Origin of the sequence: Vreelandella maris (genome assembly GCF_013371085.1) — a bacterium.
In the GTDB taxonomy this organism is placed as follows: Bacteria; Pseudomonadota; Gammaproteobacteria; order Pseudomonadales; family Halomonadaceae; genus Vreelandella; species Vreelandella maris.
Genome location: NZ_JABWCV010000001.1, coordinates 41,238 through 67,910, shown reverse-complemented (window position 1 = coordinate 67,910; position 26,673 = coordinate 41,238). Strand labels below are relative to the sequence as shown.

The window sequence follows — 26,673 nt, the reverse complement described above, 5'->3', positions numbered from 1 at the left end:
CCGTTTAGAACACGCTAATATTACCCTACCCCAACTGAAATGGGTAAACAGGCCCGATCTTAAGCAACTGGGTGAGTTCATCCAGTGCCACAAGCGACTCCTCGGCCAGCTGCGGGTCGGCGAGATCGTCTGGGGCTAGGCGGTCGCGGTAGTGGCGATTCACCCAGGCAGTAAGGTCGTCATAAAGTACATCGTTGAGCAGCACGCGGCCAGAGAGCGCGGCACGTTCGGCTTCCGTTAGCACCACGCGCAAACGCAGGCAAGCGGGGCCGCCACCGTTGCGCATGCTCTGCTTGACGTCTTTGACGATTACTTCGCCGATGGGATTATTGCCCGCTAGGATGAGATCCTGGATCGTCCGCCAGACCGCTTCCCGCTCCTGACATTCGCCGGGTACCACCAGCGTCATGGTCCCGTCTGGGTTGGAGAGCAGTTGGGAGTTGAAGAGATACGAGGCGACCGCGTCTTCCATACTCACCGCCTCAACCGGCACGCGCACGGGAATCAGCGGCGTGTTCATTTTGGCACGCAATTCATCGAGTGTGCCCTCTTCATCCAGAAAGGCCATTGCGTGGTAAAGCAGCACAGGGCCGTTGCCCACGGCAATGACATCGTTATGGAACACGCCAGCATCAATGGCATCCGGATGCTGTTGTGCGAAGACGGTTTGCGCTTCGGTAAGCCCGTGTTGGCGGGCTACCGCCTGACTGGCTTCCAGGGTTTGCCGGGCGGGATAGCGCTGGGGTTCACGCTCGCCGCTACGCACCTCACCAAACGCTTGGCGGCCATAGACAAACAGGTGAACGCCTGGCTCACCGTATTCGCCGCAAAGGCGGGTGTGATTGGCCGCCCCTTCATCGGAAAAGGCTGGGGTAGCGGGCAGAACCGGGTGGTGAGCAAAATATTGCTCATCGTGGAAAATAGCTTGTAGTACCCTCCCGGTGGTTTGCGGCTCCAGGTAGCGATGAAAGCTCGACTGCAGATTGGCTGGCGTGAAGTGCACCCGGCCATCCGGTGCGTCGACGCTGGGGGTAATCGTGCCTGCATTAGCGGTCCACATGCTGGACGCCGAACATACCGCCCGCAGTAGCTGCGGTGCCTCGACAGCGGCGCGAGCCAGCACGTTGCTATTGCTACCACTAAAACCTAAATCGCGCAGGGCGCCAATATCGGGGCGCTGTTGAGGTGGCAGCACGCCCTGGGCGTAGCCTGCGTCCATCAGTGACTTCATCTTGGCCAGCCCCTGTAGCGCGCCCTCCTTGGGATTGGAGAGCAGGCCACCGTGGCTCATCGAAGCGACGTTACCGACGGCCAGCCCCGAGTAATTATGGGTAGGGCCGACCAAACCGTCGAAATTGACTTCCCTGATACGACTGAAGGCACTGCCGTTCATAGACTCACTCCTGGTGGCAAGGTTTCAGGCATCTCCAGGGTGTCGGCTTCCATGGAAGCAACCGGATAAGCGCAGTAGTCTGCCGCGTAATAAGCGCTGGGGCGGTGGTTGCCGCTGTCACCTACGCCGCCGAAGGGCGCATCACCGGAAGCGCCGGTGGTCTGGCGGTTCCAGTTGACGATGCCGGCGCGAATGCGCAGCAGGAAGTCGTCCCAATCGGGCTGATCGCCGCCAATCAACCCGGCGGAGAGTCCGTAGCGGGTGTTGTTGGCAAGCGAGAGCGCTTCATCCCAATCGCGATAGCGATGGATTTTCAGCAGCGGCCCAAAGTGCTCCTCGTCGGGAACGTCCAGGCCCGTCACATCAATTAGCGCGGGGCTTAGCAGGCTGGTGTTGTCTTGCAGGCGCTGCATGCGATTGATCACCGTGCCCCCCATGGACTCCAGTTCCTCTTGCGCCTTGAGCAGACCATCTGCGGCGGCCACGCTCACCAAACCGCCATAGAATGGCGCAGGGTTCTCTTCGAACTGGCCCGCCACGTGCAGCTTAGCGATCGCCTCGGAAAGTGCATCAATCAATCGGTCGCCCACGGCGCCTTCCGGCACCATCAAGCGGCGAGCGCAGGTGCAGCGTTGGCCGCCAGATAAAAACGCCGATTGTAGAATGGTAAGCACCGCCGCCCGCTCGTCATCAATATCCTTCACTGCCAGCGGGTTATTGCCACCCAGCTCGAGCGCCAGCACTTTATCCATTTGCCCAGCAAACTGCTGGTGCAGCATGCCGCCCACCTTGGCGCTGCCGGTAAACAGCAGGCCATCGATATCGGGGTTACCTGCCAGCGCCTGGCCCACGGCAACGCCGCCCTGCACCAGATTGATTACCCCGGCAGGTAGCCCGGCTTCCAACCAGCACTGCAGGGTTAAGTCGGCGGTCAGCGGGGTCTGGTCGCTGGGTTTGAAGACCACAGTGTTGCCCGCCAATAGCGCGGGCAACATATGGCCGTTGGGCAGGTGGCCTGGGAAGTTATAGGGGCCGAATACTGCCATCGCGCCGTGGGGGCGATGGCGCAATACGGCTTTTGCATTGCCAACGACTTTTTCCCGCTCACCGGTTCTTTCGTTATACGCCTTGACCGATAGCGCCACCTTGCCCACCATCGCCCCCGCTTCAGTGCGCGCTTCCCAGAGGGGCTTGCCGGTTTCAGAGGCAATTGCCACCGCCAGCGCTTCCCCACGGGATTTCAGCACCTCGGCAAAACGCTCGACAAGGGCCTGGCGCTCGGCAAAGGGGGTACGCGCCCACCCAGGAAAGGCGCTGCGGGCGGCTTTCACAGCGGTCGCGACTTGATCCTCGCTGGCCGTGGCGGCCTCCCAGAGCCGTTGCCCGGAAACAGGATCGTGCTTGCTCAACGACGCGGCGTCGCCTGCCAGCCAAGCGCCATTGATCAGTTGCTGTTGTTGAGCGTGCATAAAATTCTCCTGTGAACGTTGCCTAGGTTTCGAGTAGCCGCAGGTAATCACCGGTAGTGACACCCAAGCGGCTCGCTTCCTGATCGCTAAGCACGATGGTGTTGTCTTCAGAAGGCGCACGGCCTACCCAACTGGCGGTAAAGTTCAGCATCTGGGTGGTAGCCGCCAGCCAGCGGCTGATGCTCTCTTCACGGGCAGCAGCAGACACTTCCACCTGGCAAAGCCGTGAATTACGGATAGCGCGCACATCATCAATGTAGGCTTCCACGGTGGGGCCGCCGTCGAAAATGTCGATATAGCCTTCCCAGCGCAGCCCCTCTTTCTTCAACATTTCCAGTGCTGGGCGGGTATGGCGATGCACTTGGCCAATGCAGGCGCGCGCCTCTTCGGCCATAAAGGTGGTGTAGATCGGAAACTTGGGCATCAGCTCACCGATAAAGCTCTTCTGCCCCAAGCCGGTGAGTCGGTCCGCTTCGCTGAAATCCATGGGGAAGAAGTGTTTGCCCAGGCTCTCCCAGAAAGGGCTGGTGTTGTTCTCATCGAACACACCTCGCATTTCCGCCAACACTTTATTGGGGAATCGGTCACGAAACTGGGCGATAAACAACCAGCGCGCTTTGGAAAGCAGCGCGCCGTTGCGTAAGTGGCGATTTGCTTCACCACGATACTCTGGGCGCAGGAACAGCGAGCACACCTCGGCATCGCCGGTGTGGTCGGAGCTTAAAAACAGCGTGTCGATGGTGCGGTGAAGATCCAATTGAATGGAGGAGTGCGCCAAAGTACCCAGCCGATAGTTATAAAACGGCACTTCGCGCCCTACCTGGCCTTCAATGGCACAACAGCCAGCAAGTTCGCCGCTCTCTTCATCTTCAAGAACAAAAAAGTAGAGCCGGTCATCCACCGGAGTGCGCTCTTCAAAGGCACTGGCGGCGGCTTCTATCTTGCCGGCCAGAAACTCGCGGTTATCCGGCAGCGAGGTAAACCCTACCCCGGCCTGCTGCGCAAGCGCCTGCAGCCCATCCAGGTCATTGCGGGCAATGGGTCGAATGCGCATTACATTTCTCCTTCATCGAGCGCGTCCACCGCGGCGGGTAAGGTAAGCGGTGCGGCCAGCACGGCGCGCCCTTCCGAAACGCCTAGCCGCTCGGCGTGCTCCGACGAGAGCATCAACTGGCCCGTGGGCGACAACGCATAACGCGCAACGATACAGCGGAAATCCACCAGCTTCTGGTTGGCAATCATCGCCGGTTCGGCGTCGGGCAAGGCGTGTTCAGGTCGAATGCGCACCGGGTGCCAGGCGGCGCGGCGAAAGGTTTCCAGCCGGTCACGCTCGGCTTTAACAATCGGCCCGGCGTCGAAAATATCCACATGGCGAGAACGCACAAAGCCTTCCGCCAGCATCTCTTCCAGGGCCTCTTCATGGGCGGGGTGTTCACGCCCAATCGCGGCCCTCGCCTGGGGCGTCAAGAGCGGCAGGTAGAGCGGGAATTGGGGCATCACTTCGGCGATAAAGCTTTTCGAGCGTACGCCTGCAATGTGGTTGATGTCCTGGAAGCTGCGGGCAAAGAAGTGCCTGCCGACGCTTTCCCAAAACGGCGATTCACCGCGAGTATCCAGGTAGCCGGGGAACGCGACTGCCAGGATGCGCGAAAAGCGCTCAGGATACTGGGCAATAAACATCAACCGCGCCCGACGCAGCAGATTCTCGGCACTGGTGCCCTTATAGCGGGGATTCAGCGAAAAAGCGCACAGCAGGGTGGCATCGGAGACTTCGTGGGAAAGTGCCAGTGTCTGAACTTCACGACGCACATTCAACTGCTGCGAGGCGTGAATCAGCGTTTCCTGACGATAGGTGTAGTAAGCCTCATTGGCACCTGCCTGGGCACGGATAGTGGCCGTTCCCAACACTTCCTCACGACTATCGTCAGCGAGCACAAAGGTATAGTGCTCGTTTTCTGGAAACTCGACCTCGCCATTGAAAGCCTCCTGGGAGCGCGCGATGCGCTCCTGAAGCCGCTCGCGATTGGCAGGCAAGTTGGTCAACCTGGGCACTGCATGCTCAGCCAACTGTTCGAGCGCCGGGAGATCCGACGCTTTAACGGGTCGCACTACCAGCATCTTCGACGCCCCCTCTGTTAACCCAGTAGGCTGCTCACTCATGCTGAGGCAACTAGCCGCTCAATGGCACGCTCTAGCCGAGCCATGCCCTCGGCGATATCCGCTTCGGGAATCACCAGCGAAGGTGCCATGCGCAGTACATTGGGTCCTGCAATCAGGGCCATCAAGCCCTCTTCGATAGCCAGCGGCAGAATGTCCTTGGCGCGGCCTTCATAGGCATCCGACATCTGGGCACCTATTAACAGTCCCATACCACGAATTTCTTTAAACACGCCGTGCTTGCGGTTGATGGTTTCCAGGTGCTCGCGGAACAGGTCGTGGCGCTTTTTCACCCCTTCCAGCACGTCTGGGGTGTCGATGAACTCGACGGCTGCCAGTGCCACGGCAGACGCCAACGCGTTACCGCCGTAGGTAGAGCCGTGAGTGCCAATGACCAGTGACTTGGCGACGTCATCGGTGGCCAGCATGGCGCCAATGGGGAAACCGCCGCCCAGCGACTTGGCGCTGGTCAGGATATCCGGCGTAATGCCGTAGTTCTTGTAAGCGTAGAGTTCACCGCTGCGACCCACGCCAGTTTGCACCTCGTCAAAAATCAACAGCGCGTTATGTTCGTCACACAGATCGCGCAGGCCCTGGAGAAATGCTTGTGTTGCGGGCACGATGCCGCCCTCGCCCTGCATGGGCTCAACCATGATCGCGCAGGTGTCGTCGCCCATTAGTGCACGAACGCTTTCCAGGTCGTTGTAGTTGGCGTGATGAATGCCGCCCGGCACCGGGCCGAAACCCTGAGAGTATTTAGGCTGACCACCGACACTCACGGTGAAAAAGGTGCGGCCGTGAAAGGATTGATAAAACGAGATGATCTTATCTTTCTGTTCACCGTGGTTATCAACCGCCCAGCGGCGTGCCAACTTCAGCGCGGCTTCATTGGCTTCACCACCGGAAGAGCATAAAAACACTTTGTCAGCGAAGGTGCGTTCGACCAGCGTTTTGGCCAGGTTCAACGCGGGCTCGTTGGTAAATACATTAGAGAGATGCCACAGCTTTTCGCCCTGCTCTTTTAGCGCATTAACGAGCACCGGGTGACAGTGGCCCAGTGAGTTGACAGCGATGCCACCGGCGAAATCGATATATTCCCGCCCCTGCTGATCCCACAAGCGGCTACCTTCGCCGCGCACGGGAATAACCTGCTGCGGTGAGTAGTTCGGCGTCATGTAGTGGTCGTAATCTTGACGGCTCGGGGTATGGCTCATGGGACGCTATCTCCGCTGGAGGAAAGGAATGAAAACAGTATAAGCGGCCAACGTGGTTAACCGCTTTCAGTAATGGGACGGCAAATTATGAATAGCGGCGCCTGCTCAGCCGCGTTAACGCCTTGAAGTACGCTATAAGCCCCCCATACTTATTGGCAAGCGATAACGTCATAGCTGGATCGAGCGTCTCGTATAGAGCGTCTTGAATAGATAGCTATCGCGACGTACTGACACTCAGGAAGAGAGGAGTACACCCTATGAAAATTGATCTAAGCGGTAAGCACGCCATCATTACCGGCTCGACGGCGGGTATCGGTTTTGCGATTGCCCAAGGGCTTGCCAACGCTGGCGCTAAGGTTGTCGTCACAGGCCGTTCGCAGGCACGGGTGGATGAGGCAATAGCCAGCATTAAACAGGATGCCCCAAATGCTCAGGTAGAAGGCGTGGCCGCCGATCTCGGCACCGCTGAAGGCTGCCAAACATTGATCCAGCAGCAACCCAGCGCAGATATCCTTATCAATAATGTGGGTATTTTTGGCCCGCAAGATTTCTTCGAGGTTGATGACGCCACTTGGCAGCAATTTTTCGATATTAATATCATGAGTGCGGTGCGCCTTTCGCGCCACTATGCCCAGGGCATGCGCGACCGCGACTGGGGCCGCATCCAGTTTATCTCCAGTGAATCGGGCATCAACATCCCCACAGAGATGGTGCATTACGGCATGACCAAATCGGCGCTTTTATCGGTTTCGCGCGGGCTGGCCAAAGTGCTCAGCGGCACGCAGGTAACCGTCAACGCTATCTTGCCTGGGCCAACGCGCTCTGAAGGCGTGCTCACGATGATTGGTGAAATGGCAGAGAAAGAAGGCATTTCTCAGCAGGAGATGGAAGCGCGTTTTGTCAAAGAGAACCGCCCTTCTTCCATCATCCAGCGCTTAGCAACACCTGAGGAAGTGGCCAGCATGAGCGTCTATGCCGCATCGACCCAAGCGAGCGCCACCACGGGCGCGGCGCTGCGCGTGGAAGGCGGCATTGTCGATACGTTAACCTGAGCCTTATAATCTTATCTTTCTAATCATACCTTTCTAATTTAGGCGCTCTTCTCTTGGTGTCATGCCAAAATGATTTCGGTAGGCGGTGGAAAAATGCGCGCCGGAGGAAAAACCGGTAGCGAAAGCGATATCGCCTACCGGCCGGTCACTCTCTCGCAGTTGTTTGCGCGCTTCCTGCAGGCGTAAATCGAGATAGTACCGGCTTGGTACCGCCTGTAGATACTTCTTGAATAGCCGCTCCAGCTGGCGCCGGGAAATTCCCAGGTGCTCGGCCAGCTCAAGGGTCGAGAGCGGCTCCTCGATATTGGCTTCCATCAGCGTCACGGCATCTATCAGGCTTTTGGGCGCATGGCCCAGTCGGGTGCGTAGCGGCACATGCTGACGCTCGTCCGCCAGCCGAATGCGATCACACACGAACTGTTCCGAGACCTGCTCTGCCAAGCGTGCGCCGTGGTGCTGACCTATCAGCGTCAGCATCAGATCCATCGCCGCCGTACCACCGGCGCAGGTAAGTCGGTCGCGGTCAATTTCAAACAACTGCTGGGAAAGGGTAACTTGCGGGTAGGCTTGCGCAAACGCCTCAAAGCGCTGCCATGGCAGCGTGGCACGATAGCCTTCCAACAACCCACAGCGAGCCAACACTTCCGTCCCCCCGGCCAAACCGCCAAGCGCCACACCGCGCCCCTGGTGGCCGCGCAACCACTCATTGAGCTTTGCTGGCAACGTATAGGGAAGCGGCGTGGGCGCGCATATCAGTAACAAATCAAGCGGCCCCAGCGCTGTACCCAGCTCATGCTGTGCGATCAGAGAAAGCTGTGCACCGCTGCGTACTGGTTCGTCGTTCAAGCTTAACGTAACGGTGTGATAAAGCATCTGCCCGCTCAACTGGTTCGCCATTTGCAGCGGCTCCAGCGCGCTGGCATGGGTCAACAACGAGAACCCCGGCAGTAGCATAAACGCTACCCGCCGACGGGCTATCACTGCTTTTGACGCTAAGTGATTGGACTGCATAATTATTGAGGAAACTGCATGAAAACCGCCATCGGCTTGGATAAATAACCATCTTACCCAATTGCGCAAATGAAGGCAGCGCTTGTTACTCATACATAAAAAAAGATGTCGCTGCGTTAATAGCGTCAGGTCAGCCACCAAAAAGGGCAAGGCGTATCCGCCTTGCCCTCATCATTAGTCACTAAAGATCGGCTGAGTCAAACAGCGCCTCTGTTAGTGTTGCTGCGTTACTGTTGCTGCGCCTCAGATAGCGTCATGTTGCCATCCACTTCGCTGTACTCATCTTCTTGGTAATTATTAGATGAAGCTTCGATTTCATCTTCGCCATAGTTTGTGTTTACAACAAGCTGATCATTTTCAAGCTGCATGTCATTGATAGGCAGCGCAATGTCCGTTGCGCCAAAGCCCCAAATACCACCTACCGAAACGATAGCAAACAAATCGCCAGACTCATCGTGCTTTGCAATATGCTGTACTCCACCGATCTCTTCGTCTTCCTGATTCATCACTGTCATCCCTTCCAAGTCACTGACCTGACGTGACATCAGTGAGTTGGACTGGTCATTTTGATCGGCCTGATCATTTTGATCAGTTTGGTTTTGAGCAGCTTGGTCGCTCTGCTGATCATTCTGCTGGCGCTCTTGCTCGTCTTCATTGACATTGACCTGGGCGTCTTCCGCTTGCTCAACTGTCACCTCAGGCTCGCCAGTTTGCTCAACGGTGACATTTGGTTCGGCTTCTTCCACGGTCACATTGGGCTCAGGTTGCTCAATAGTAACTTTAGGTTGAGACTGCTCCACCGTGATATCAGGTTTCTCTTGCTCTACTTCTACTTCAGCTGGCTTTTGTTCAACGTTGATGTCCCTAGTTTCATCGTTGCTACCCTGCTCTTGTGCATTTGTGTCTTGTTGCTGGGTCGTTTGATTGCTTCGATCAGTGTCATTCTGGTTCTCTTCCTGAGCAAGAACGCCAGCTGATAAGCCTGCGCAAACCGCACCGATGGCAATTGCTAATGCTGTCCGTTTCATACAATCTCTCCTTGTGTTGGTTTACACATAAGAAGCTAGTACACCGAAGAGTACTAAATCAAAGTCAAAACGAATTTCTTATAAAAGATTAATAAATATTAATCACTTGCCAACAACAACTATAATTTATTTAGATAAAGCATTTACTACCACTTTTACTATTTAGCTCTTAGCTAATTAGCAATGCAATTACCCAGGAAAGCGCTTACCCGCCTGTTCGTCCGACGCATCATAATCTTGAGTATCATCAGGATCGGAGCCAAGCTCCTCGGCTGTTTTGGCTTCAAAACGACGAGCAGCTTCAATGGCTTGGGGTTCAGTTTCATGTTGAGAGATTTCCTGAGGCTCACCAGGATCAGTTACATCTATCACTCGCCAACCCGAAATAATAAGCTTATTGTCTCGCTTTTTACTGATAGGCTCCACGCGTGCTACTCGTGTCATATATCCTCCCGCTTGAAAGGTATTAACTTATTATAACCTCTTCCTTTCTTAGCAGAGCTTTCACCCTTTGACGAATTTATAGGCGAAATTTAACAACGGTTGAAAGTAATAAGCCTTCTTCTAAACATTAAGCGCCCTTGCCAAAACAAAATTGCCGGGCGCTCGGCCCGGCAATACGTCAGCGTGGTGACTGGCTAGTTACCCCGATTAATAATACCTAACACAATAATGCTCACCACGATCACACCAAGAATGATAATCACCAGCGGGAGTAACTTATACATCCCGCCGGGGCGCTTCTTGGCTTCAGGCTGAAGATGTGGCTTGGAAGATTCAAGATCCTCAGGCACCCGCTCACCAATGATGTGCTCTTTCTGTTCTTCCGGGGTTTTGCTTTCCTTAGTATCCATAAACACCTCCCGCGTTCCGGTCGAATAGGCGTCACTAACGCCTAGGTGAATGACTTACAGATTGACGACATCGAACGTAACCTCTGGATTGACGTCAGCATCGTAATCTACGTCGTCACGCTCGAAACCAAACAGCTTCAAGAATTCGTGCTTATAACCAGCATAGTCGGTAATGTCGAACAAGTTCTCGGTGGTCACCTCTGGCCATAGATCCTGACAAGCTTGTTGAACGTCGTCACGCAGCTCCCAGTCATCCAAACGCAGACGCCCAGCTTCATCCGTCACGAGTTCGCCCCGCTGTCCTTGAGCTGAGTAGAGGTGCTCACCGAATAGGCGGTTCAATTGATCAATAGTGCCTTCGTGCAGCCCCTGCTCTTTCATGATGCGATAGACCATGGCGATATACAGCGGCATCACCGGAATCGCCGCACTCGCCTGGGTAACGACCGACTTCAATACAGCAACGTTGGCGCCACCGCCGCTCGCTTTTAATTTGCTGTCGATTGCCGCGGCAGCGCGATCCAGGTCTTCCTTGGCTTTACCTAACGCGCCATGCCAGTAGATCGGCCAGGTGATTTCGGTACCGATATAGCTAAATGCCACACTGCGTGCGCCTTTCGCCAACACGCCCGCTTGATCGAGCGCTTCCATCCACAACTCCCAATCTTCGCCACCCATGACGGTAATGGTATCGTCGATCTCTTGCTGGGTAGCAGGCTCTACTTCCGCTTCGATAATCGCGTCTTTATTAGTGTCGATTGCGGTGGCACGGTAGGTTTCGCCAATCGGCTTCAGGCTGGAACGCTTCAGCTCGCCGCTGTCCGGCAGTTTACGCACGGGCGATGCCAGCGAGTAGACCACCAGATCGATCTCACCCATGTCTTGCTTGATCAGTTCAATGGCTTTTTCCCGCGCTTCATGGGAAAACGCATCGCCATTAATCGACTTGCTGTAAAGCCCTTCCTGCTTGGCAAACTTATCGAAAGCCGCACTGTTGTACCAACCGGCAGTACCCGGCTTTTTATCGGTGGCGGGCTTTTCAAAGAAGACGCCTAGCGTATCGGCCCCATAGCCAAACGCCGCGGTAATACGGGCGGCCAAGCCATAGCCACTCGAAGCCCCTATTACCAACACTTTTTTCGGGCCAGCTTGTTTATCCAAACCGCGGGCACGGGTCGCTTCAATCTGCTCGCGAACGTTCTGCTCACAGCCAATGGGGTGAGTGGTGGTACAAATAAAGCCGCGCACTTTGGGTTTAATAATCACATTGAACCTCGTTATAGGATTGATTTGGTTACCAACGTCGCCCTGCCAAGGCAACTTTTTGACTCAGTGGGGCTATTCTAGCTGTCTCCGTGCCGTGTGTCCGCTCTTGAGCTAATGTGTAGCCGTGCGCTATTGTCCGCCCTTGAGCTAGGGGCGCTTTCACGTCACGATAGTTGCCTAAGCACCGACTTTTCCAATGAGGCGACCATGAATGCACAGCAGCTAGTAGATGAACGTGGTGACCTTTGGCTAGCGCTAGCCCCGCTGTGGCTTGATCGTGAACCCAGCGAACGCGATTACGCCCATATGGTAGAGGTCGTGCAGCGCTACGATATGACCCTCAATGAACTTGAGTGGATGTTTCGCTTGGAAATGGCCCCGGTGATGTCTCGCCACCAGCTTTCAATCGCCAGCGAGTGGCGACAATTTGACGATTATAAGCTGATGAAGCAGTTGGTTAATCACAACATGCGCTTGAAGGGCTGGCGGCGCAAAAGCTGGGCGCTGTTTTCGGGGTTGACCACGATGATGGTTCGCCACCGCTGGAATGCGCTAATGAACCGTGTCGCTGTTGCGAGGGGAGAGCAGATTTAGGCTGACTTTTTCAGGCAGTCTCACTCTTGTTGTACAGACTAGCGTTATGGGTAGGCTTGATCCAGCGCTTGCTCTAATGCCAGACGCAGCGGGCTCCCATGGTCGCGGGGCCCAAAGCGCGCAATCACTTTACCATCGCGGCCTACTAAGAATTTGGTGAAATTCCACTTAATCAATTGGGTCCCCATCACACCGGGCGCTTCACGTTTAAGCCAGCAAAACAGAGGATGGGCCTGGCTGCCATTGACGTTTACCTTCTCCATCAGCGGAAAACTCACCCCAAATTTCTGTTCCCCAAACTGGCAAAAGGCCTGTGCGCTCTCGGGTGACTGGCGGCCAAACTGGTTGCAGGGGAAACCAAGCACGGTAAACCCCCGGTCTCGATAGCGCTGATAAAGCGCTTCCAGCTCGCCTAACTGTGGGGTAAAGCCACATTGGCTGGCAACGTTGACTACCAGCAGTACTTGGCCACGCAGCGCGCGTAGGTTGAACGGCAGCCCTTGGTGGGTATAGCAGTCTTGGTCGTAAATTTGCATCACTCGACCCCACAAAACCTCAAACGGCATAGCTATCACCATGCCACGACTCTACTTTTTACACCAGCGGCCCAGCGACCACTCTTAGTGCCAGCGCGATCAGCAGTACCCCTGTAATGCGGTTAATCCAGTGGGCACGCTGTTGCAGCCAAGGCAAAATGCGTGAGTGGGAAAGCAACACAGCCACCAACACGTACCAACCACCATCAATAATCATCGCTGTTAGCACTATTATAGCTTTGGCCACCGCACTCATGCCCGGTGTTACAAACTGACTTAGCAGGGCGACAAAAAAGAGGATTAGCTTAGGGTTACCTAACGCGACGAGCACGCCCTCTTTGGCTGCTTGGCCCCGGTTAGTGGTCATCACTACCGGCTGTAAGGCGCCCGCTTGACCGGCGCGCAACGCTTTAATCCCCAGCCATGCCAAATAAGCGGCGCCGCACCAGGTAATCAGTTGGAACAGCAGCGGAAAACCGGCAATTAATGCCCCCAACCCCCACACGGTCAATAGCGCGTAAAATCCCACGCCCAGCGCATGAAATATGGCTGCCGTGACACCGACAAAACGACCACCGCCTAATGTATGGCGTAGCACCAGTGCCAAACTTGGCCCCGGCGACATAGCGCCCATGGCACAGATAGCGGCAAGTGATAGCCACAGTGTCAACGGCATGCGATTTTCTCCTTGAAGGGACGACATCACGATATGAGGCGTAGGCGCCAGTATACGCTAAGCCAAGCAACACTTCGGCCAGCGTCTTAAATAACGCTGTTAGCATGGTACGCTGTTGGGTAAAATTTGCTTTTTTCGCACTTATTTCCACTTATAACTTTCAGAATCGCCGCTCAATGCGAGGGGCGTATGGCTAACACAGGACGGCAACATGGGTAGGGCTTTTCAGAACCGTAAGGAATCCATGGCCAAAACGGCCGATGCAAAGACCAAGGTCTACAGCAAATACGGGCGCGAAATTTACGTCTGCGCCAAAGCTGGTGGTACCGACCCGAACGGTAACTTAGCACTGCGCGGTTTAATGGAGCGGGCTAAAAAAGACCAAGTGCCCTCTCACGTGATTGATAAAGCGCTCGATAAAGCCAGCGGTGCCGGTGGGGAAGATTTCTCTGCCGCACGCTATGAGGGCTTTGGCCCTGGCAATGTGATGGTGATTGTCGACTGTCTAACCGACAACCCCAACCGCACCTTTGGCGATGTGCGCGGCTGCTTTACCAAAACCAAGAGTAAAATTGGTACGCCCGGCAGCGTTAGCCATATGTTTGACCACTGCGCCATCTTCTCCTTCGCCGGAAGCGATGAAGACGCCGTGCTGGAAGCATTGATGGAAGCCGATGTCGATGTCACCGACATTGAACAGGAAGGCGAGCGTATTACCGTTTTCGCGCCGCATACCGACTATGCTAAAGCCAAACAGGCGCTGCTGGATGCGTTCGGCGAGATTGACTTTGAGGTTGACGAAATTCAGTTTCTGCCGCAAACCACCACGCCGGTTGAAGGCGATGACGTGGCAATGTTTGAAAAATTCCTGGGCATGCTCAACGAGCTGGACGACGTGCAAAACGTCTATCACAGCGGTGAGCTGCCCAAGGAAAGCGAGAGCTAATCACTGCCTCTCGAGGAAGCCGAGCCCACCGCGTTGCGAGTATCCAAGGCCGCATCCGGTGGCAACATCGCTGACTGTACGCCCGCGGCACTCAGCACTTTTTTGCCGCGTAAGGTAAGATCGGTAATAAACAAAAATTGCTGGCGAGGATCCACCGGGTAGGCGCGAATACGGTAGTGGGTGCCCCAGGGTTTCTCTTCGGCTACGACAATAATTGGCTTATCGAACTTCAGATAGGCACTGGTTAGCGCCACATCGCGCAATGCTTTGCGCACCCAGCCTGCTTCGTGCTCCGGGTGAAGATAGAAGCTCGCCACGCACTGCAGGCTGGTACCGCCGTTGTTGGCATTATAAACGGCGTGATCCCACAGCTTTAAATGCGGCACATAGACCAAATCATCGTCAGGGGTTTGGATGTCAACGGTGCGCAAGCCAACGTGCTTGACCTCGCCGTAGGTATCTTCAATCTGCACCCAGTCACCGGGCCGATAAGGCAGCTCTACCGCTGAGACAACGCCCGCTATCAGGCTGCTGACGTAATCTTTCATGGCAAAGCCAATGGCTAAGCCCAGCGCCCCCATAACGGTCACCATGTTGCGTAGCGACGGCTCAATAATTGTCGGTACGATGATGGCGAGCGCAGTAATTAATATCAGCAAGCGTGTCATCGGCACCAAGGCAAAAATACGAAAACGTACTTGGCCATGCATTCGATTGCCGATCCAGTTCAGCCCACGCTGGCTGACAATAATCAGCACAATGGTTGTTAGCAGCACGACACCTAACGTAATCAGCGTTTGGCTATCAATATCGTTAAACAGTCGCGCGTACTTCTGTTGTTCTTCCATGGAATGCCCTCCGTGGGCCTATCGAGAAGGGCTGCTTAAAGAGGGTCGACCAGATAATTACGAGATTCCAATAACTGACGAACGCTCGCGTAGCTTAGCGGTGCGACCTGCCAGCGCCCTTCGCAACTTAAAATAATGCCTTTGCGTTGCAGGGCTAAACGGGCATTCAGTGCTTCATGGTGTGAGAACGGCAGCACATCTCCTAGAGCGTGGTCATCAAGGCCGCCATGAACCAGTAACGCATGCAGTACCAGTGTGGCAATATCCCCGGTGTTTGCGGAAAGCTCCGCCTCGGCAAGGGCATCCACCAGCCATAGGGCATCTTCATCGTCTGCGTTTGGCTCACGCAGCCGCTTACGCCAGTAGTGCCATGCAAGTCCTACATGACCACGGCAGTGAGCCGCTAAGCGCTGGAGCTCTTTATTAGGCGCTTTACCGTTTTGCTCAGATGCTGAATCAGACAATACCTGCTTGCCGGTTCGCGTACTGTAAACCGCTGGAGGCTGCCCTTCATGAGTCGCCAACGCCGCAAAGTAGCGTGACAGCTGTTCGCCCTCCATCGATTGCAGGGTAAATACCGGCGCGCCATTAATTCCGATCACCTGCTGAAGATACGCATAGGCCCAGCTATCACAGCCAATCACGCCCTGCCCCAGGCGGCCGCTTAAAGCGCGTTCAAGAAACTCACGAATACCCTGAATTCCTTGGGTGTGGCGTAAAAAGTGACGCTCTAAGGCCGGTACTGCCCACTTTTGCTGATTGACGCAGCGCTCTACCCACTCAGTGCCCCCCTTGGCGAGTTCGTTAAGCGTGGGGGGCGGTAAACAGGCAACCTGGTGCTCTTCCGCCCACTGCCTAACCACCGCTGTATGGCCGCCATGAGGTGGGGCAATAAAAAAGGTGACCGGTGCTTGGCAGCTTTCAAGCTGTTGCGCTAACGCCTTAGCTGCAAACGACCAATCGATTGGCGGCACTAAATGCGCCAGCCGAACCTCAGGTAGCGCGTGTAGCTCGCTCTCTTCTTTCACTTGCTGTTCGGCGGCGTTCTTGCCCACTAGCCATGTTGACACCGAACGTAATGAACGTCGCCACTGGCTGGCCTGGGTCTGCTCGGGGGTATGAAATTGATCAAGCTCAACGACTTCCCATAATGGCGTGTCGGCTGATGATGGGTGCTCCCCCATGTACCTATTCCTGTCGCTAGAAATACCAGCACTTTAGCACGGCATTCCTAAAGGCTAACCTCATCACCGAACTTATAGTCTAAAATAAAGTCGTTAACAGTAGTATTTAACGCTCTTACAGGACGGATGTCGTAGGCAACAGCTAAAGGAGAAAGCGATGAGTGTTGTTCATGTCAGCGAAGAAGAGCTACACGCCAAATTAGAAAAATGCATCGCGGGTGAGCGGCTATTGATCGAGCATGAAGGCAATCGATTCAGTGCCAGAATTCAGCATGTCGGCTTGTTGGGCGTGAAAGTAATTCCAGAAACCGAGATTAAAAATAGCCACCGCACGCCAGGTGATGTGGAAGGGATTACCGTTCCTTATGACGATATACTGGAGCTAGAGGTTAAGGGCGTTGTTTACAGTCGATTGCCAGATTAATCCTAACCTTGCACGCCCGTAAGTTAACCAAGGCGTGCAAGCTTTCAGACTAAGCTCTAGTAGGGATAACTATGCCAACTGGCTTAAAAAGTCAGGCAGATCTTGCCGAAGTGCTTGCCTGATTCCTGATGGCGAAAAGCGTCAGCGATTTCAGCGAGCGGGAATTCGCGATCGATCACTGGATGCATATCAAACGTTTCCAGCGCGCGAATCATCTCGATCTGATCGCGGCGACTACCCACAATCAAACCTTTTAAACTCGCCTGTTTGGCCATTAGCTTAGCCGTTGGCACTTCACCTTCACGGCCAGTGAGAATACCAATCAAGGCGATATGCCCACCGATTTTCACCGCGTCAATGGACTGCGGCAACGTGCCAGAACCGCCTATCTCAACAACGTGATCAACACCTTCGCCGTTGGTCAGCTCTTTTACGCGCTTACCCCAATCTGGCGTCTCTTTATAATTGATGGTGTGCTCAGCACCCATTTCACGAAGCCGCGCCAGCTTTTCGTTGGAAGATGACGTCGCAATGACCCGCGCGCCCATCAGGCGGGCAAACTGCAGGGCAAAAATCGATACACCGCCGGTGCCCAGCACCAGCACGCTATCGCCTGCTTTAATACCACCATCGACAACCAGCGCGCGCCAAGCGGTTAATCCCGCGGTCGTTAAGGTAGCTGACTCAGCGTGGCTGTAGCCTTTGGGCTGATGAGTAAACCACTCGAACGGGCGCACTACCTGTTCACGGGCATAGCCCTCTACGCCGTCGCCCGGCGTGGTGCGAAAATCGCCCACTCTTGCCGGGCCTTCCAACCAGTGGGGAAAGAAGGTAGAGACCACGTGATCGCCGACGGCAAACTCGCTCACACCTTCGCCAACAGCCTCGACCACGCCTGCGCCGTCTGACATAGGAATGCGATTCTCTTCTGTCGGAATCATCCCGGCAACCACAGCGTAGTCATGGAAGTTCAGTGAGCTGGCGTGCAGGCGTACTTTAATTTCACCGGGGCCAGGCTCCCCTGGCGCCGCTAGCTCAACGACGCCTAGTGTGTCTAAACCGCCGGGCTGCTTAAGGTTGATCGCTTTCATCGTTACCTCACTATACAAGCGTGTATGTAACTATTATCAATTGGGGCTACTGCCCTCAACATCAAGCCCAAGAAACCCACCGGACTGCCGCTGCCACAAGCTGGCATAAATACCGTTTTTCGCCAGCAGCGCCTGATGCGTGCCGGTTTCGACGATGCGGCCCTCGTCCACCACAATCAGCCGGTCAAGCATGGCGATGGTAGAAAGGCGGTGGGCAATGGCGATGACCGTTTTACCTTCCATCAGCGTATCCAGCTGCTCTTGGATCGCCGCTTCGACTTCTGAATCCAGCGCTGAGGTCGCCTCGTCCAACACCAGGATCGGCGCATTTTTGAGCAGAACCCGAGCAATCGCGATGCGCTGGCGCTGGCCGCCGGATAGCTTCACGCCCCGCTCACCCACGTGGGCATCTAAACCGCGGCGCCCTTTCGGGTCGACCAGTTCGTCGATAAAGGTATCCGCATGGGCCCGGCGTACGGCATTCCAGACATCTTCATCGCTGGCGTGAGGGCTGCCGTAACGAATGTTATCGCGCAGCGAGCGGTGCAGAAGCGACGTGTCTTGGGTCACCATACCAATCTGGTGGCGCAAGGAGGTTTGAGTCACGTCGGCAATGTTCTGACCATCAATCAGAATGCGCCCACCCTGCACATCGTAGAAACGCAGCAGCAGATTGGCGAGGGTCGATTTACCGGCACCCGAGCGGCCGATCAAACCGATTTTCTCGCCAGGGGCAATGGTAAGATCCAAGCCATCAAATACCGTTTTGCTTTCGCCTTTCGCCTGGGCATAACCAAAGCGCATGGCGTCAAACCGTATCTCCCCATCGGGCACGTTTAGCGGTTGGGCGCCGGGAGCGTCACGCACCGTTGGCTCCTGGGCAATGGTGTTCATACCATCCTGAACCGTGCCGATATTTTCAAACAGGCCAGCGACTTCCCATAAGATCCAGTCAGACATAAAGCGGATACGCATCACCAGCGCGATGGCAATCGCCAAAACGCCCAGGGAAATCGCCTCTGTGTACCAGGCGCTGATCGCCATGGCCGCCGTACCTACCAACAGCGCCGTGTTGAGCAGCGTCAAACCCACGCTCATGATCGTCACCAAGCGCATCTGGCGGTGAACGGTGACCATAAAGCCTTCCATCGCGTCTTTGGCGTAGCGCTGCTCGCGCTCGGTGTCGGCAAACAGCTTGATGGTTTGGATATTGCTGTAGCTGTCCACCACGCGGCCGGTCATCTGGGCGCGGGCGTCCGCCTGGGCCATGGAGACATCTCGCAGGCGCGGCACAAAGTAACGCATGATCGCCAGGTAGCCCACCAGCCATAAGCCCAGAGGGATCAGCAGCAACAGATCCGCCCGGCCCAGCAGGTAGGCCGCGCCAGTGAAATAGACGACGGCGTAGACCAATAGATCCATCACCTTGGTGACGGTCTCGCGGATCGCCAGCGCCGTTTGCATCACCTTTTGCGACACTCGCCCGGCAAATTCGTCTTGATAAAATGCCAGGCTCTGGCTAAGCATATGGCGGTGTGATAGCCAGCGGCCGATCATCGGGTAGTTGCCGAAAATACTCTGATGGGTGACCAGTGACTGCATCAGTACCAACAGCGGCAAGCCGATCAACAGCAATAGCCCCAGGCCAGCAAGCCACAGGCCGTTTTCAGCCCAAAAGCCTGCACGTTCAACGTTGCCTAGCCAATCGACCAGTTGACCCATGTAGCTGAAGAAAACCACTTCAGCCGCCGATACCAGCGCCGTGAACAGCGTCATTAGCAGTAACAGCGGCAACATCGGACGGGAAAAGTGCACAATAAACGGCATTAAGCCTTTAGGCGGCGTTTCAACGTTGCCTTCTGGATAGGGATCAACCCGCGTTTCGAAGTAACGAAATAGCGGCTGTAAAACACGCGACAGCATATATTTTCCTTGTGAAGAACGCGGGTAACATTGCCTACAGCGCCGATACCCTGACAGGGAAGCGGAAAAAATGCGCTACAACATAAGCTGAAACGTTAATAAGGCTGCGGAATTTCACCTTCATCGTCATCATCGTCACGCATACGAGCCTGACGTTCCGCTTCTTCCTCTTTGGCATCGTCGATGACTTCCATCAGCTCATCGACGTTAGCAATATGGGTGTCAGCATCGAAGTGGCCGGTGAGCTTGCTATCCGGATGCAGTTCGCCGGTTTCATACAGCGCCCACATCTCTCTGCCATATTCGGTATTCAGCAGCGCTGGCGCGTACTTACCGAAATAATCTCGCATGTTATCGACATCGCGATAGAGCATGGCGGCCGCGCTGTTATTACCGGCGGCGTCAACGGCCTGGGGTAAATCGATAATCACCGGGCCCGAGGCATCGACCAGCACATTAAATTCCGACAAATCGCCGTGAATCAAACCTGCGCACAGCATCCTAACCACGTCTTGAATGACTTTGGCGTAGTAGGTCTCAGCCTGCTCTGGCGTTAGCGTCACTTCGTCCAAGCGCGGTGCCACATTGCCTTCGGCATCGCTGATCATTTCCATCAACAGCACACCGTCGACAAAACCGTGGGGCTCGGGCACCCGTACTCCTGCAGAGGCAAGGCGATAAAGAGCATCGACTTCGGCGTTGAGCCATGCCTGCTCCTGCTCTTTTTGGCCGTAACGGGTTTTTTTGGCCATTGCCCGGGAACGGCGGCTGTTGCGCTCTTTACGCCCTTCTTGGTACTGAACAGCCTGTTTAAAGCTGCGCTGCTTGGCCTCTTTAAACACTTTGGCACAGCGCACTTCTTCACCGCAGCGCACCACGTAGACCTGCGCCTCTTTACCGCTCATTAACTGCACCAGCACCTCGTCGATCATTCCATCATCGACCAGCGGCTGTAATCGCTTAGGGATTTTCATGGTTAGCTGCGTCGGCTCCTCTTTGGTACGCGTTCAATAACGGATACGGCGAACACGGAAAGCCCGCCCTTTTAATTTATCACGCTCGAGTTTGGCCTGAGCCTGCTGAACTACATCACGCTCAACGGCCACATAGGCACTGCGCGCCAGCACTTTAATCTTGCCCACTTGGTTACCACGCAACCCGCCTTCGCTGGTCAGCGCGCCAAGAATGTCACCGGGGCGCAGTTTATCTTTCTTACCACCGGCTAATTGTAACGTCGCCATCAGAGGCTCAAACGGCACTGAGTGCTGGGGTTTAGGCAAAGGCTCGGTGGCAATAGGTTGCTCCAGCAAGCCTTCTAGCCGCTCCAGCCGGTAACTCTCTTTAGGCGTCACTAACGTACAGGCAATACCGCTAGCCCCGGCACGCCCTGTACGCCCCACCCGGTGCACGTGGACATCCAGCTCGCGGGCAATCTGGTAATTGAAAACGGCGTCCAGTTGGGCAATATCCAAGCCGCGGGCGGCCACGTCGGTGGCCACCAGAATAGAGGCACTCTGGTTAGCAAACAGAACCAATATACGGTCGCGATCTTTCTGCTCTAAATCGCCATTGAGCGCCACGGCGCTAAACCCGGCATCGGTTAGCTGCTCAGCCACTGCCTGGGTTTCGCGTTTGGTGTTGCAGAACACCACACTGGTGGCAGGCCGGTAGACCAGCAGTAGCTGACGCAGGGCGTCAAATCGAGCGTCTTCATCGGCGACGCTATAAAAGTGCTGTTGAATCGTAGTGGCATCATGCACTTCGGCGATTTTCACCATCACCGGCTCACGCATCACGCCACGGGTCATCACCGTTAGACCGCCCGATGACTGCTCATCGGGGAACGTCGCGCTGAACAGTAGCGTTTGGCGGTCAGTTGGGGTGTCGGCAATGATGTCATCGATGGTGGCCTGAAACCCCATATCCAGCATGCGGTCGGCTTCATCCAGCACCAAAATCGAGAGCGAATCAAGGGTCAGCGATCCTTTGCGCAAATGCTCGTCAACACGCCCTGGTGTGCCCACGACGATGTGCGCACCATGCTCTAAAGAGCCAAGCTGAGGGCCAAACGGTGCGCCCCCGCAAAGGGTCAGTATCTTGACATTAGCCATGCCACGAGCCAAACGGCGCAATTCTTCTGCCACTTGGTCAGCGAGCTCACGAGTGGGGCACAGCACTAAGCCTTGCACCGCAAAGCTCTCTACTTTCAATTTAGCCAGCAGCGCTAAGCCAAAGGCCGCCGTTTTACCTGAGCCGGTTTTCGCCTGCGCCAGCACATCGCGCCCGGCCAGCATAGGCGGCAGGCTTTCAGCTTGCACTGGCGACATTTCATGGTAGCCAAGGGACGCAAGGTTGCTCAGCAAAGCTTGCGGCAACGCTAACGAGGAGAAAGAGGAGTCAGACACGATATTACCTTGCTTGGGCCACACATGGGCGGCCATCGGAAACACAGCGTGCGCCCCCTGGAGGGCAAGTGACGCACAAACGTAACGGCACCATACCAGAAAGTGCTTCGGCCTGCGCCGCCATCACATCGACATTACGTTGCCAGAGGAACAAAAGTGGCCTGGCTCAAGGTGGCTAGATCCCGTGGCGAGAGCTCAATCTCGAGCCCTCGGCGCCCGGCACTGACATAAATATTGGCAAAGTTTTCTGCGGAGTTATCGATAAACGTCGCCAGCCGCCTCTTTTGCCCCAGCGGGCTCACGCCTCCCAATACATAACCAGTAGTGCGTTCTACCTCGTCGGGTTGCGCCATCGTTGCTTTCTTCGCCCCGGCAGCCTTGGCGATCTGTTTTAAGCCTAACTGGCAATTCACCGGTACAATGCCCACTGCCAGCTGCTTACCATCCAGCTTCACAACTAACGTTTTAAATACCTGCTCAACCGCTACGCCCAGCTTTTCCGCCGCTTCCAACCCATAGGAGTGCGCGGAGGCATCGTGCTCATACTCATGAAGCTGAAAGGCAAAGCCTGCGTGTTTTGCGCTATTAATAGCCGGTGTCATGTCGCTCTCTTGGTTAACAGCGTTGATGCTAAGGATTTTACTGTGGGGCGCATTTCGCCCTTTAGGTTAATAGCGCGACAGGTAAAAGAAAGTCAACCGATTAGAACAGGTGGAAGATTTGATTGATGCTTCTGGAAAGCTGCGCCCCAGCTACTATGCTCAACAGTGCAGTCGATAAAAGGAAGCTAACTGAAAGGAGTCCAACAATGCCAGCAACCTCTAAAGCACAGCAGAAAGCGGCAGGTGCGGCCCTTTCCGCTAAGCGCGGAGAAACCAAGCCGAGTGAACTTTATGGTTCTTCTAAAGAGATGTATGACTCGATGAGTGAGGAGGAACTAGAAGAGTTCGCGAGTACAAAGCGTGAAGGTAAGCCGCAAAAGAAAGACGATTAATCAACCGCTTGCTGACCAACAAAAACGCCAGCTTCGTTAAGCTGGCGTTTTTTAGCATTGCCTTAAACAGAACGTCAATCTTTTTCGTACACCTTAGCCAGCGACCAGTGTCAGACTGGTGACTGGGCGCAGATTTAGCCGCTTACAACGCTGCTCGACACTATCGACAATCTCTTGGGCGTCGTTGAACTGCTGCTTATCGAGTTGAATATCCACCATGAGAAAACTGCCTACCTGGGCAAGCCTCACATCGTCGGCGGTGACATCAAAATCAGCGACATCTTCCACTACGTTTTCGCGCACGCTGCTGCATGAGCCACCAAACATAAGCTCACGTAATGCCCCCTTCACCATGCGAATAGGCATAGGCAAGAAATAGCCTGCAATGATCAACACCATCACCGGGTCGGCAAAGCGCGCATAGCTGGCCCAGGGCGATTGGGTCAACACCCAAGTAAGCCCAAATCCGAGCATGACAGCAGCACTCAGCCAGGTATCCATCTGCCACTGACGTAACTCGGCGGCTAACAGCGAGGAGCGCGCAACCCGGGCGTAGCGCGCCAGCCACCACCAGGTTAATAAACAGCCTGTTACGTTGGCCACGCCAAACATCAGCGCCAAATCCAGCGTTACTAAACGGCCACCCTCAAGCAGGCTCCAAAGCGCAGACACCAACGATACGATACACACCATAGCGATCACTACGCCTTTGAGCAGCACCGCAAGCGGCTCCACCGTCAGCCGCCCAAAGGGGTAGTGATCATCCGCTGGTTTGCGCGCCTGCTTGAGGGCATAGAGCGACAGCGATGCTAACACCAAGCTTAATAGCGAATAGCCACTATCAAACAAGATCGTTATTGAACCACTGGTAAGCCCTAGCGCTAACCCGGTGAACGCAAACAGGCTAGCTGAAATGGCTGAGAATTTTAGCGCACGGCGCTCGGCAACAAAGGGGGTCACGCGGATAACTCCATCACATTTGGACAATTGTGCGCCATAATAGTGAAGCATTATGACAATCACGAATCGCTGAGTGCCAAGTTTACTGGCACTCAAAGCGAAAGAGGCAGCTATGCGTTCAGAACAAGTACAGGCTTTTATCGATGTCACGGAACACGGCTCTTTCGCCGCCGCGGCCCGACATACCGGCCTCAAGCGGAGCACCCTAAGTGCTGCGGTTAATGCGTTAGAGGACAGCCTGGGTGTGGCGTTATTTGAGCGCTCTGGCAATAGCCTTACGCTGACCGCCGTGGGCGATAGTGTGCTGCCCGACTGCTACCGGTTACTGACCAGCGCCAGCCGGATCAAAAAGCACTGCCACCAACATTTGCAGGGCGTTGAAAGCCAACTCTGCATTGCCCGCGATGACGCTTTGCCTGAAGTTTTTTGGCGCCAGGTGATGCATGACCTAAAACAGCAGTTTCCGCTCACCGCGATCTCGGTATATTTGGTGCCTCCCCAGGAGCATACCCAGTTTGTGCAGCGCCAAACGGTGGATATTGCCTTCGGCCTGTATACCGCCGAAGGCATTGACGCCAATGCAGCCAATCTTGCTCCCGTCAGTATGCGTTTAGTGGCCGCGCCTAAACACCCGCTCAGTCGCTTGCCTAGCGTAAACCGCGACGACTTAGCCCAGTACACCCAAGTGTGTTTGACCCACGTACAGGATGACAAGCTGATCAGCGAAGCGTTGTTTTCAGGTAACTACCTGGGGTTGACCATGTTTGAAGTGATTCGTGACGCGGTTATCAACGCTACCGGTTGGGCGCTACTGCCTTACCCGCTGGTTAAAGGTGCCCTGGAGACGGGCACACTGTGCACGCTTAACCATGACCTTGCGTTAGATAGTCACTACTACCGCTACGTTGAGAGCGACAACCGCGGCGTGGTTGCCACTGCCTTATTGACGAAGGTGGCACACTTCTTAGCCTCCCAGAACTAATACACAGAACTAGTACACAGAACCGGCTGACATATCGTTGAAATCTTTTTTGTGGCGAAAAACACCAAAGCCTTCCACGCTATTAAAAATAGCTAAATAAGGAGCCGCCAGGACACGCCACGTGAGGGACACAGGCAAGTGTCATCCAGGCGTAATACGCACCTGCCAGTGTCGAAGTTGCCGTCAACCAAGGAGTACTTCCAACGATGGTACGACTCGATAAGAAAGCCACTCGGCTATATGTGTTGGACACCAATGTCCTCATTCATGACCCCACCGCGCTTTATCACTTTGATGAGCACGATGTCGTTATCCCCATGACAGTGCTGGAGGAACTTGATAAACACAAAAACGGTGTTCGTGAAATCGCTCGCACGGCTCGCCAAATCAGCCGTACGCTCTCTGACCTTACTAGCCAAGTCACTTTTGACGAGATTCAACGCGGCATTCCCATTCCTCGAATCAGCGGCGAAACAGGACGCCTGCACTTCTTATGCTATAACGACTTAAAGCTCTTTGACTCACTCGATGATAGCCCTGACAACCGCATACTGGCGGAGACCTGCCGCCTACGCGAAGAGCGCCCTGACGCCTCCGTCATCCTAGTCACCAAAGATATTAATCTTCGTGTTAAAGCCGCCGCATTGAAGGTGCCGGTCGAGGATTACCTTAACGATCGTGCTTTCTCCGACAGCGACGCCATGATCGAGGGCGCCCAGGTCTACGCTTCTGCGGGCCATGGTGGCGCGGCACTCTGGGAAACGCTGAATGTTGATGTGACCGTTGAGCGTGTTGGCCATCACACGTTCTATCAGCTCACTGGCAACATGCCCCGCCAATGGCACGTTGGCATGCTGGTCTCGGATAGCGAAAACGGCGCCGAATTTGAGGCAATCGTTCGCGAACTGGGCCCTTCCTCGGCTCGCCTGCAACTGCTAACTAATTATCGTCATCACGCGGGCGTTTGGGGTGTGCATGCCCACGACAGCCGACAAAATTTCACCTTAAACCTCCTCATGGACCCCGATATTGATCTGGTGACCATTGCGGGTAATGCCGGTACCGGTAAAACCTTTATGACCCTGGCGGCCGCCTTTCAGCAGACGCTGGATGCCAAGCTGTTTGAGCGCATTGTGTTTACCCGCGCGCCGATTCCGATGGGTGAAGATATTGGCTTTCTACCCGGCACCGAAGAGGAGAAGATGTCGCCGTGGATGGGCGCCTTCCACGACAATATGGATAACCTGTTGCGCAATGAAGAGGGGGAATCAAGCTGGGACAATGGCGCCACGCGGCAGTTGATTGGCTCACGGGTACAGATACGCTCGCCAAGCTTTATGCGCGGCCGCACTTTAAACGACACTTTCTTAATCATTGACGAGGCGCAAAACTTCACCCCCAAACAGCTCAAATCGCTAGTTACCCGGGCAGGACGCAATACGAAGATTGTCTGTTTGGGCAACGTTGGGCAAATCGATACGCCGTATCTCACGGCTAACACCTGCGGCATGGCGGCGGTGGTGGAACGCTTCCGAGATTGGCCCCACGCAGGGCACATCACACTGAAAAGCGTTGAGCGCTCACGCTTGGCACTGGCGGCAGAAGAGCTGCTTTAACCCAACTGCCTCCCGCCGCTGGTATGGGGCGGGAGGCAAGGTGCCATCAA

27 protein-coding genes are annotated in these 26,673 nt (G+C 55.2%); 7 read left to right on the top strand and 20 right to left on the bottom strand.

Going from position 1 to position 26,673, the window contains the following annotated elements; all coding sequences use genetic code 11:
* Positions 1 to 25: 25 nt before the first annotated feature.
* The 5 genes from astB to HUO07_RS00290 are packed head-to-tail and all read right to left on the bottom strand — an operon-like array spanning position 26 to position 6,233.
* Positions 26 to 1,393 (bottom strand): N-succinylarginine dihydrolase, encoded by a 1,368-nt coding sequence (gene astB, locus HUO07_RS00310; protein WP_176301893.1) that lies wholly within the window; start codon positions 1,391 to 1,393, stop codon positions 26 to 28.
* Complete coding sequence (gene astD / locus HUO07_RS00305; RefSeq protein WP_176301892.1) at positions 1,390 to 2,862, bottom strand: succinylglutamate-semialdehyde dehydrogenase; 1,473 nt, start codon at positions 2,860 to 2,862, stop codon at positions 1,390 to 1,392. Before astD ends, astB begins: the two co-directional genes overlap by 4 nt.
* Positions 2,863 to 2,884: 22 nt before the next feature.
* Positions 2,885 to 3,916: an arginine N-succinyltransferase gene (astA, locus tag HUO07_RS00300; RefSeq protein ID WP_176301891.1), complete on the bottom strand. Its 1,032-nt coding sequence runs from the start codon at positions 3,914 to 3,916 to the stop codon at positions 2,885 to 2,887.
* On the bottom strand, positions 3,916 to 4,980 hold the full coding sequence (locus tag HUO07_RS00295) for an arginine N-succinyltransferase (RefSeq protein WP_176301890.1): 1,065 nt from the start codon (positions 4,978 to 4,980) through the stop codon (positions 3,916 to 3,918). The genes astA and HUO07_RS00295 overlap by 1 nt, the downstream gene beginning before the upstream one ends.
* A 38-nt stretch (positions 4,981 to 5,018) precedes the next feature.
* Positions 5,019 to 6,233 carry an aspartate aminotransferase family protein gene (locus HUO07_RS00290; RefSeq protein ID WP_176301889.1) on the bottom strand — a complete coding sequence of 405 codons (1,215 nt, stop codon included), beginning with the start codon at positions 6,231 to 6,233 and terminating at the stop codon, positions 5,019 to 5,021.
* Positions 6,234 to 6,490: 257 nt separating this feature from the next.
* Between HUO07_RS00290 and HUO07_RS00285 the strand changes: the two genes are divergently transcribed.
* Entirely contained in the window at positions 6,491 to 7,285 is a 795-nt protein-coding gene (locus tag HUO07_RS00285) for an SDR family NAD(P)-dependent oxidoreductase (protein WP_176301888.1), read from the top strand.
* A gap of 33 nt (positions 7,286 to 7,318) precedes the next feature.
* Here the strand turns inward: HUO07_RS00285 and HUO07_RS00280 are convergent, their stop codons facing one another.
* The 5 genes from HUO07_RS00280 to fabV all read right to left on the bottom strand — a co-directional run bounded on the left by HUO07_RS00280 (position 7,319) and on the right by fabV (position 11,444).
* The gene (locus HUO07_RS00280) at positions 7,319 to 8,296 is read right to left on the bottom strand and encodes a GlxA family transcriptional regulator (RefSeq protein WP_422822676.1); all 978 of its coding nucleotides are present in this window, start codon (positions 8,294 to 8,296) and stop codon (positions 7,319 to 7,321) included.
* 227 nt (positions 8,297 to 8,523) lie between these two features.
* Positions 8,524 to 9,324 carry a PRC-barrel domain-containing protein gene (locus tag HUO07_RS00275; RefSeq protein WP_176301887.1) on the bottom strand — a complete coding sequence of 267 codons (801 nt, stop codon included), beginning with the start codon at positions 9,322 to 9,324 and terminating at the stop codon, positions 8,524 to 8,526.
* 189 nt (positions 9,325 to 9,513) lie between these two features.
* A complete protein-coding gene (locus HUO07_RS00270) occupies positions 9,514 to 9,768 on the bottom strand; it encodes a hypothetical protein (protein WP_176301886.1) in 255 nt (84 codons plus the stop codon).
* Between the two features lie 194 nt (positions 9,769 to 9,962).
* Positions 9,963 to 10,178, bottom strand: coding sequence for a hypothetical protein (locus HUO07_RS00265; protein ID WP_176301885.1), 216 nt, complete (start codon positions 10,176 to 10,178; stop codon positions 9,963 to 9,965).
* Positions 10,179 to 10,232: 54 nt separating this feature from the next.
* Entirely contained in the window at positions 10,233 to 11,444 is a 1,212-nt protein-coding gene (fabV, locus tag HUO07_RS00260) for an enoyl-ACP reductase FabV (protein WP_176301884.1), read from the bottom strand.
* 207 nt (positions 11,445 to 11,651) lie between these two features.
* Between fabV and HUO07_RS00255 the strand changes: the two genes are divergently transcribed.
* Positions 11,652 to 12,038: a DUF7079 family protein gene (locus HUO07_RS00255; RefSeq protein WP_176301883.1), complete on the top strand. Its 387-nt coding sequence runs from the start codon at positions 11,652 to 11,654 to the stop codon at positions 12,036 to 12,038.
* 44 nt (positions 12,039 to 12,082) lie between these two features.
* On the opposite strand, the gene HUO07_RS00250 is transcribed toward HUO07_RS00255, so the two are convergent.
* Positions 12,083 to 12,574 carry a glutathione peroxidase gene (locus HUO07_RS00250; protein ID WP_176302055.1) on the bottom strand — a complete coding sequence of 164 codons (492 nt, stop codon included), beginning with the start codon at positions 12,572 to 12,574 and terminating at the stop codon, positions 12,083 to 12,085.
* A gap of 58 nt (positions 12,575 to 12,632) precedes the next feature.
* Positions 12,633 to 13,250, bottom strand: a complete 618-nt coding sequence (locus tag HUO07_RS00245; protein WP_176301882.1) for a LysE family translocator — start codon at positions 13,248 to 13,250, stop codon at positions 12,633 to 12,635.
* Between the two features lie 211 nt (positions 13,251 to 13,461).
* Between HUO07_RS00245 and HUO07_RS00240 the strand changes: the two genes are divergently transcribed.
* Positions 13,462 to 14,196: a YebC/PmpR family DNA-binding transcriptional regulator gene (locus HUO07_RS00240; RefSeq protein ID WP_176301881.1), complete on the top strand. Its 735-nt coding sequence runs from the start codon at positions 13,462 to 13,464 to the stop codon at positions 14,194 to 14,196.
* Here the strand turns inward: HUO07_RS00240 and HUO07_RS00235 are convergent.
* The gene (locus HUO07_RS00235; protein WP_176301880.1) at positions 14,193 to 15,044 is read right to left on the bottom strand and encodes a mechanosensitive ion channel family protein; all 852 of its coding nucleotides are present in this window, start codon (positions 15,042 to 15,044) and stop codon (positions 14,193 to 14,195) included. The genes HUO07_RS00240 and HUO07_RS00235 overlap by 4 nt on opposite strands.
* Before the next feature lie 35 nt (positions 15,045 to 15,079).
* Positions 15,080 to 16,228, bottom strand: a complete 1,149-nt coding sequence (locus HUO07_RS00230) for a hypothetical protein (protein WP_176301879.1) — start codon at positions 16,226 to 16,228, stop codon at positions 15,080 to 15,082.
* A gap of 157 nt (positions 16,229 to 16,385) precedes the next feature.
* Between HUO07_RS00230 and HUO07_RS00225 the strand changes: the two genes are divergently transcribed.
* Positions 16,386 to 16,652: a hypothetical protein gene (locus HUO07_RS00225; RefSeq protein ID WP_176301878.1), complete on the top strand. Its 267-nt coding sequence runs from the start codon at positions 16,386 to 16,388 to the stop codon at positions 16,650 to 16,652.
* 83 nt (positions 16,653 to 16,735) lie between these two features.
* Here the strand turns inward: HUO07_RS00225 and HUO07_RS00220 are convergent, their stop codons facing one another.
* From HUO07_RS00220 to ybaK, 5 genes are all read right to left on the bottom strand, one after another.
* Positions 16,736 to 17,743: a zinc-dependent alcohol dehydrogenase family protein gene (locus tag HUO07_RS00220; protein ID WP_176301877.1), complete on the bottom strand. Its 1,008-nt coding sequence runs from the start codon at positions 17,741 to 17,743 to the stop codon at positions 16,736 to 16,738.
* Positions 17,744 to 17,779: 36 nt separating this feature from the next.
* Entirely contained in the window at positions 17,780 to 19,666 is a 1,887-nt protein-coding gene (locus tag HUO07_RS00215) for an ABC transporter ATP-binding protein (RefSeq protein ID WP_176301876.1), read from the bottom strand.
* Between the two features lie 95 nt (positions 19,667 to 19,761).
* Positions 19,762 to 20,640 carry a PA4780 family RIO1-like protein kinase gene (locus HUO07_RS00210; protein WP_176301875.1) on the bottom strand — a complete coding sequence of 293 codons (879 nt, stop codon included), beginning with the start codon at positions 20,638 to 20,640 and terminating at the stop codon, positions 19,762 to 19,764.
* A 33-nt stretch (positions 20,641 to 20,673) separates the two neighbouring features.
* A complete protein-coding gene (gene dbpA / locus HUO07_RS00205; RefSeq protein WP_176302054.1) occupies positions 20,674 to 22,107 on the bottom strand; it encodes an ATP-dependent RNA helicase DbpA in 1,434 nt (477 codons plus the stop codon).
* A gap of 98 nt (positions 22,108 to 22,205) precedes the next feature.
* Positions 22,206 to 22,673, bottom strand: coding sequence for a Cys-tRNA(Pro) deacylase (gene ybaK, locus HUO07_RS00200; RefSeq protein ID WP_176301874.1), 468 nt, complete (start codon positions 22,671 to 22,673; stop codon positions 22,206 to 22,208).
* Between the two features lie 206 nt (positions 22,674 to 22,879).
* On the opposite strand from ybaK, the gene HUO07_RS00195 reads away from it, so the two are divergent.
* Positions 22,880 to 23,065 carry a DUF3008 family protein gene (locus tag HUO07_RS00195; RefSeq protein ID WP_008958114.1) on the top strand — a complete coding sequence of 62 codons (186 nt, stop codon included), beginning with the start codon at positions 22,880 to 22,882 and terminating at the stop codon, positions 23,063 to 23,065.
* Positions 23,066 to 23,158: 93 nt separating this feature from the next.
* Here the strand turns inward: HUO07_RS00195 and HUO07_RS00190 are convergent, their stop codons facing one another.
* Complete coding sequence (locus HUO07_RS00190) at positions 23,159 to 24,025, bottom strand: cation diffusion facilitator family transporter (protein ID WP_176301873.1); 867 nt, start codon at positions 24,023 to 24,025, stop codon at positions 23,159 to 23,161.
* A gap of 112 nt (positions 24,026 to 24,137) precedes the next feature.
* Here HUO07_RS00190 and HUO07_RS00185 point away from each other — a divergent pair, with 112 nt between their 5' ends.
* Positions 24,138 to 25,007, top strand: coding sequence for a LysR family transcriptional regulator (locus HUO07_RS00185; protein ID WP_176301872.1), 870 nt, complete (start codon positions 24,138 to 24,140; stop codon positions 25,005 to 25,007).
* Positions 25,008 to 25,213: 206 nt separating this feature from the next.
* The gene (locus HUO07_RS00180; protein WP_176301871.1) at positions 25,214 to 26,623 is read left to right on the top strand and encodes a PhoH family protein; all 1,410 of its coding nucleotides are present in this window, start codon (positions 25,214 to 25,216) and stop codon (positions 26,621 to 26,623) included.
* Positions 26,624 to 26,673: the final 50 nt, after the last annotated feature.

Bases quoted from the DNA above. Each gene is read 5' to 3' on its own strand.
- astB (WP_176301893.1), bottom strand. From the start codon at position 1,393: ATGAACGGCAGTGCCTTCAGTCGTATCAGGGAAGTCAATTTCGACGGT.
- astD (WP_176301892.1), bottom strand. From the start codon at position 2,862: ATGCACGCTCAACAACAGCAACTGATCAATGGCGCTTGGCTGGCAGGC.
- astA (WP_176301891.1), bottom strand. From the start codon at position 3,916: ATGCGCATTCGACCCATTGCCCGCAATGACCTGGATGGGCTGCAGGCG.
- HUO07_RS00295 (WP_176301890.1), bottom strand. From the start codon at position 4,980: ATGCTGGTAGTGCGACCCGTTAAAGCGTCGGATCTCCCGGCGCTCGAA.
- HUO07_RS00290 (WP_176301889.1), bottom strand. From the start codon at position 6,233: ATGAGCCATACCCCGAGCCGTCAAGATTACGACCACTACATGACGCCG.
- HUO07_RS00285 (WP_176301888.1), top strand. From the start codon at position 6,491: ATGAAAATTGATCTAAGCGGTAAGCACGCCATCATTACCGGCTCGACG.
- HUO07_RS00280 (WP_422822676.1), bottom strand. From the start codon at position 8,296: ATGCAGTCCAATCACTTAGCGTCAAAAGCAGTGATAGCCCGTCGGCGG.
- HUO07_RS00275 (WP_176301887.1), bottom strand. From the start codon at position 9,324: ATGAAACGGACAGCATTAGCAATTGCCATCGGTGCGGTTTGCGCAGGC.
- HUO07_RS00270 (WP_176301886.1), bottom strand. From the start codon at position 9,768: ATGACACGAGTAGCACGCGTGGAGCCTATCAGTAAAAAGCGAGACAAT.
- HUO07_RS00265 (WP_176301885.1), bottom strand. From the start codon at position 10,178: ATGGATACTAAGGAAAGCAAAACCCCGGAAGAACAGAAAGAGCACATC.
- HUO07_RS00255 (WP_176301883.1), top strand. From the start codon at position 11,652: ATGAATGCACAGCAGCTAGTAGATGAACGTGGTGACCTTTGGCTAGCG.
- HUO07_RS00250 (WP_176302055.1), bottom strand. From the start codon at position 12,574: ATGCAAATTTACGACCAAGACTGCTATACCCACCAAGGGCTGCCGTTC.
- HUO07_RS00245 (WP_176301882.1), bottom strand. From the start codon at position 13,250: ATGCCGTTGACACTGTGGCTATCACTTGCCGCTATCTGTGCCATGGGC.
- HUO07_RS00240 (WP_176301881.1), top strand. From the start codon at position 13,462: ATGGGTAGGGCTTTTCAGAACCGTAAGGAATCCATGGCCAAAACGGCC.
- HUO07_RS00235 (WP_176301880.1), bottom strand. From the start codon at position 15,044: ATGGAAGAACAACAGAAGTACGCGCGACTGTTTAACGATATTGATAGC.
- HUO07_RS00230 (WP_176301879.1), bottom strand. From the start codon at position 16,228: ATGGGGGAGCACCCATCATCAGCCGACACGCCATTATGGGAAGTCGTT.
- HUO07_RS00225 (WP_176301878.1), top strand. From the start codon at position 16,386: ATGAGTGTTGTTCATGTCAGCGAAGAAGAGCTACACGCCAAATTAGAA.
- HUO07_RS00220 (WP_176301877.1), bottom strand. From the start codon at position 17,743: ATGAAAGCGATCAACCTTAAGCAGCCCGGCGGTTTAGACACACTAGGC.
- HUO07_RS00215 (WP_176301876.1), bottom strand. From the start codon at position 19,666: ATGCTGTCGCGTGTTTTACAGCCGCTATTTCGTTACTTCGAAACGCGG.
- HUO07_RS00210 (WP_176301875.1), bottom strand. From the start codon at position 20,640: ATGAAAATCCCTAAGCGATTACAGCCGCTGGTCGATGATGGAATGATC.
- dbpA (WP_176302054.1), bottom strand. From the start codon at position 22,107: ATGGCCGCCCATGTGTGGCCCAAGCAAGGTAATATCGTGTCTGACTCC.
- ybaK (WP_176301874.1), bottom strand. From the start codon at position 22,673: ATGACACCGGCTATTAATAGCGCAAAACACGCAGGCTTTGCCTTTCAG.
- HUO07_RS00195 (WP_008958114.1), top strand. From the start codon at position 22,880: ATGCCAGCAACCTCTAAAGCACAGCAGAAAGCGGCAGGTGCGGCCCTT.
- HUO07_RS00185 (WP_176301872.1), top strand. From the start codon at position 24,138: ATGCGTTCAGAACAAGTACAGGCTTTTATCGATGTCACGGAACACGGC.
- HUO07_RS00180 (WP_176301871.1), top strand. From the start codon at position 25,214: ATGGTACGACTCGATAAGAAAGCCACTCGGCTATATGTGTTGGACACC.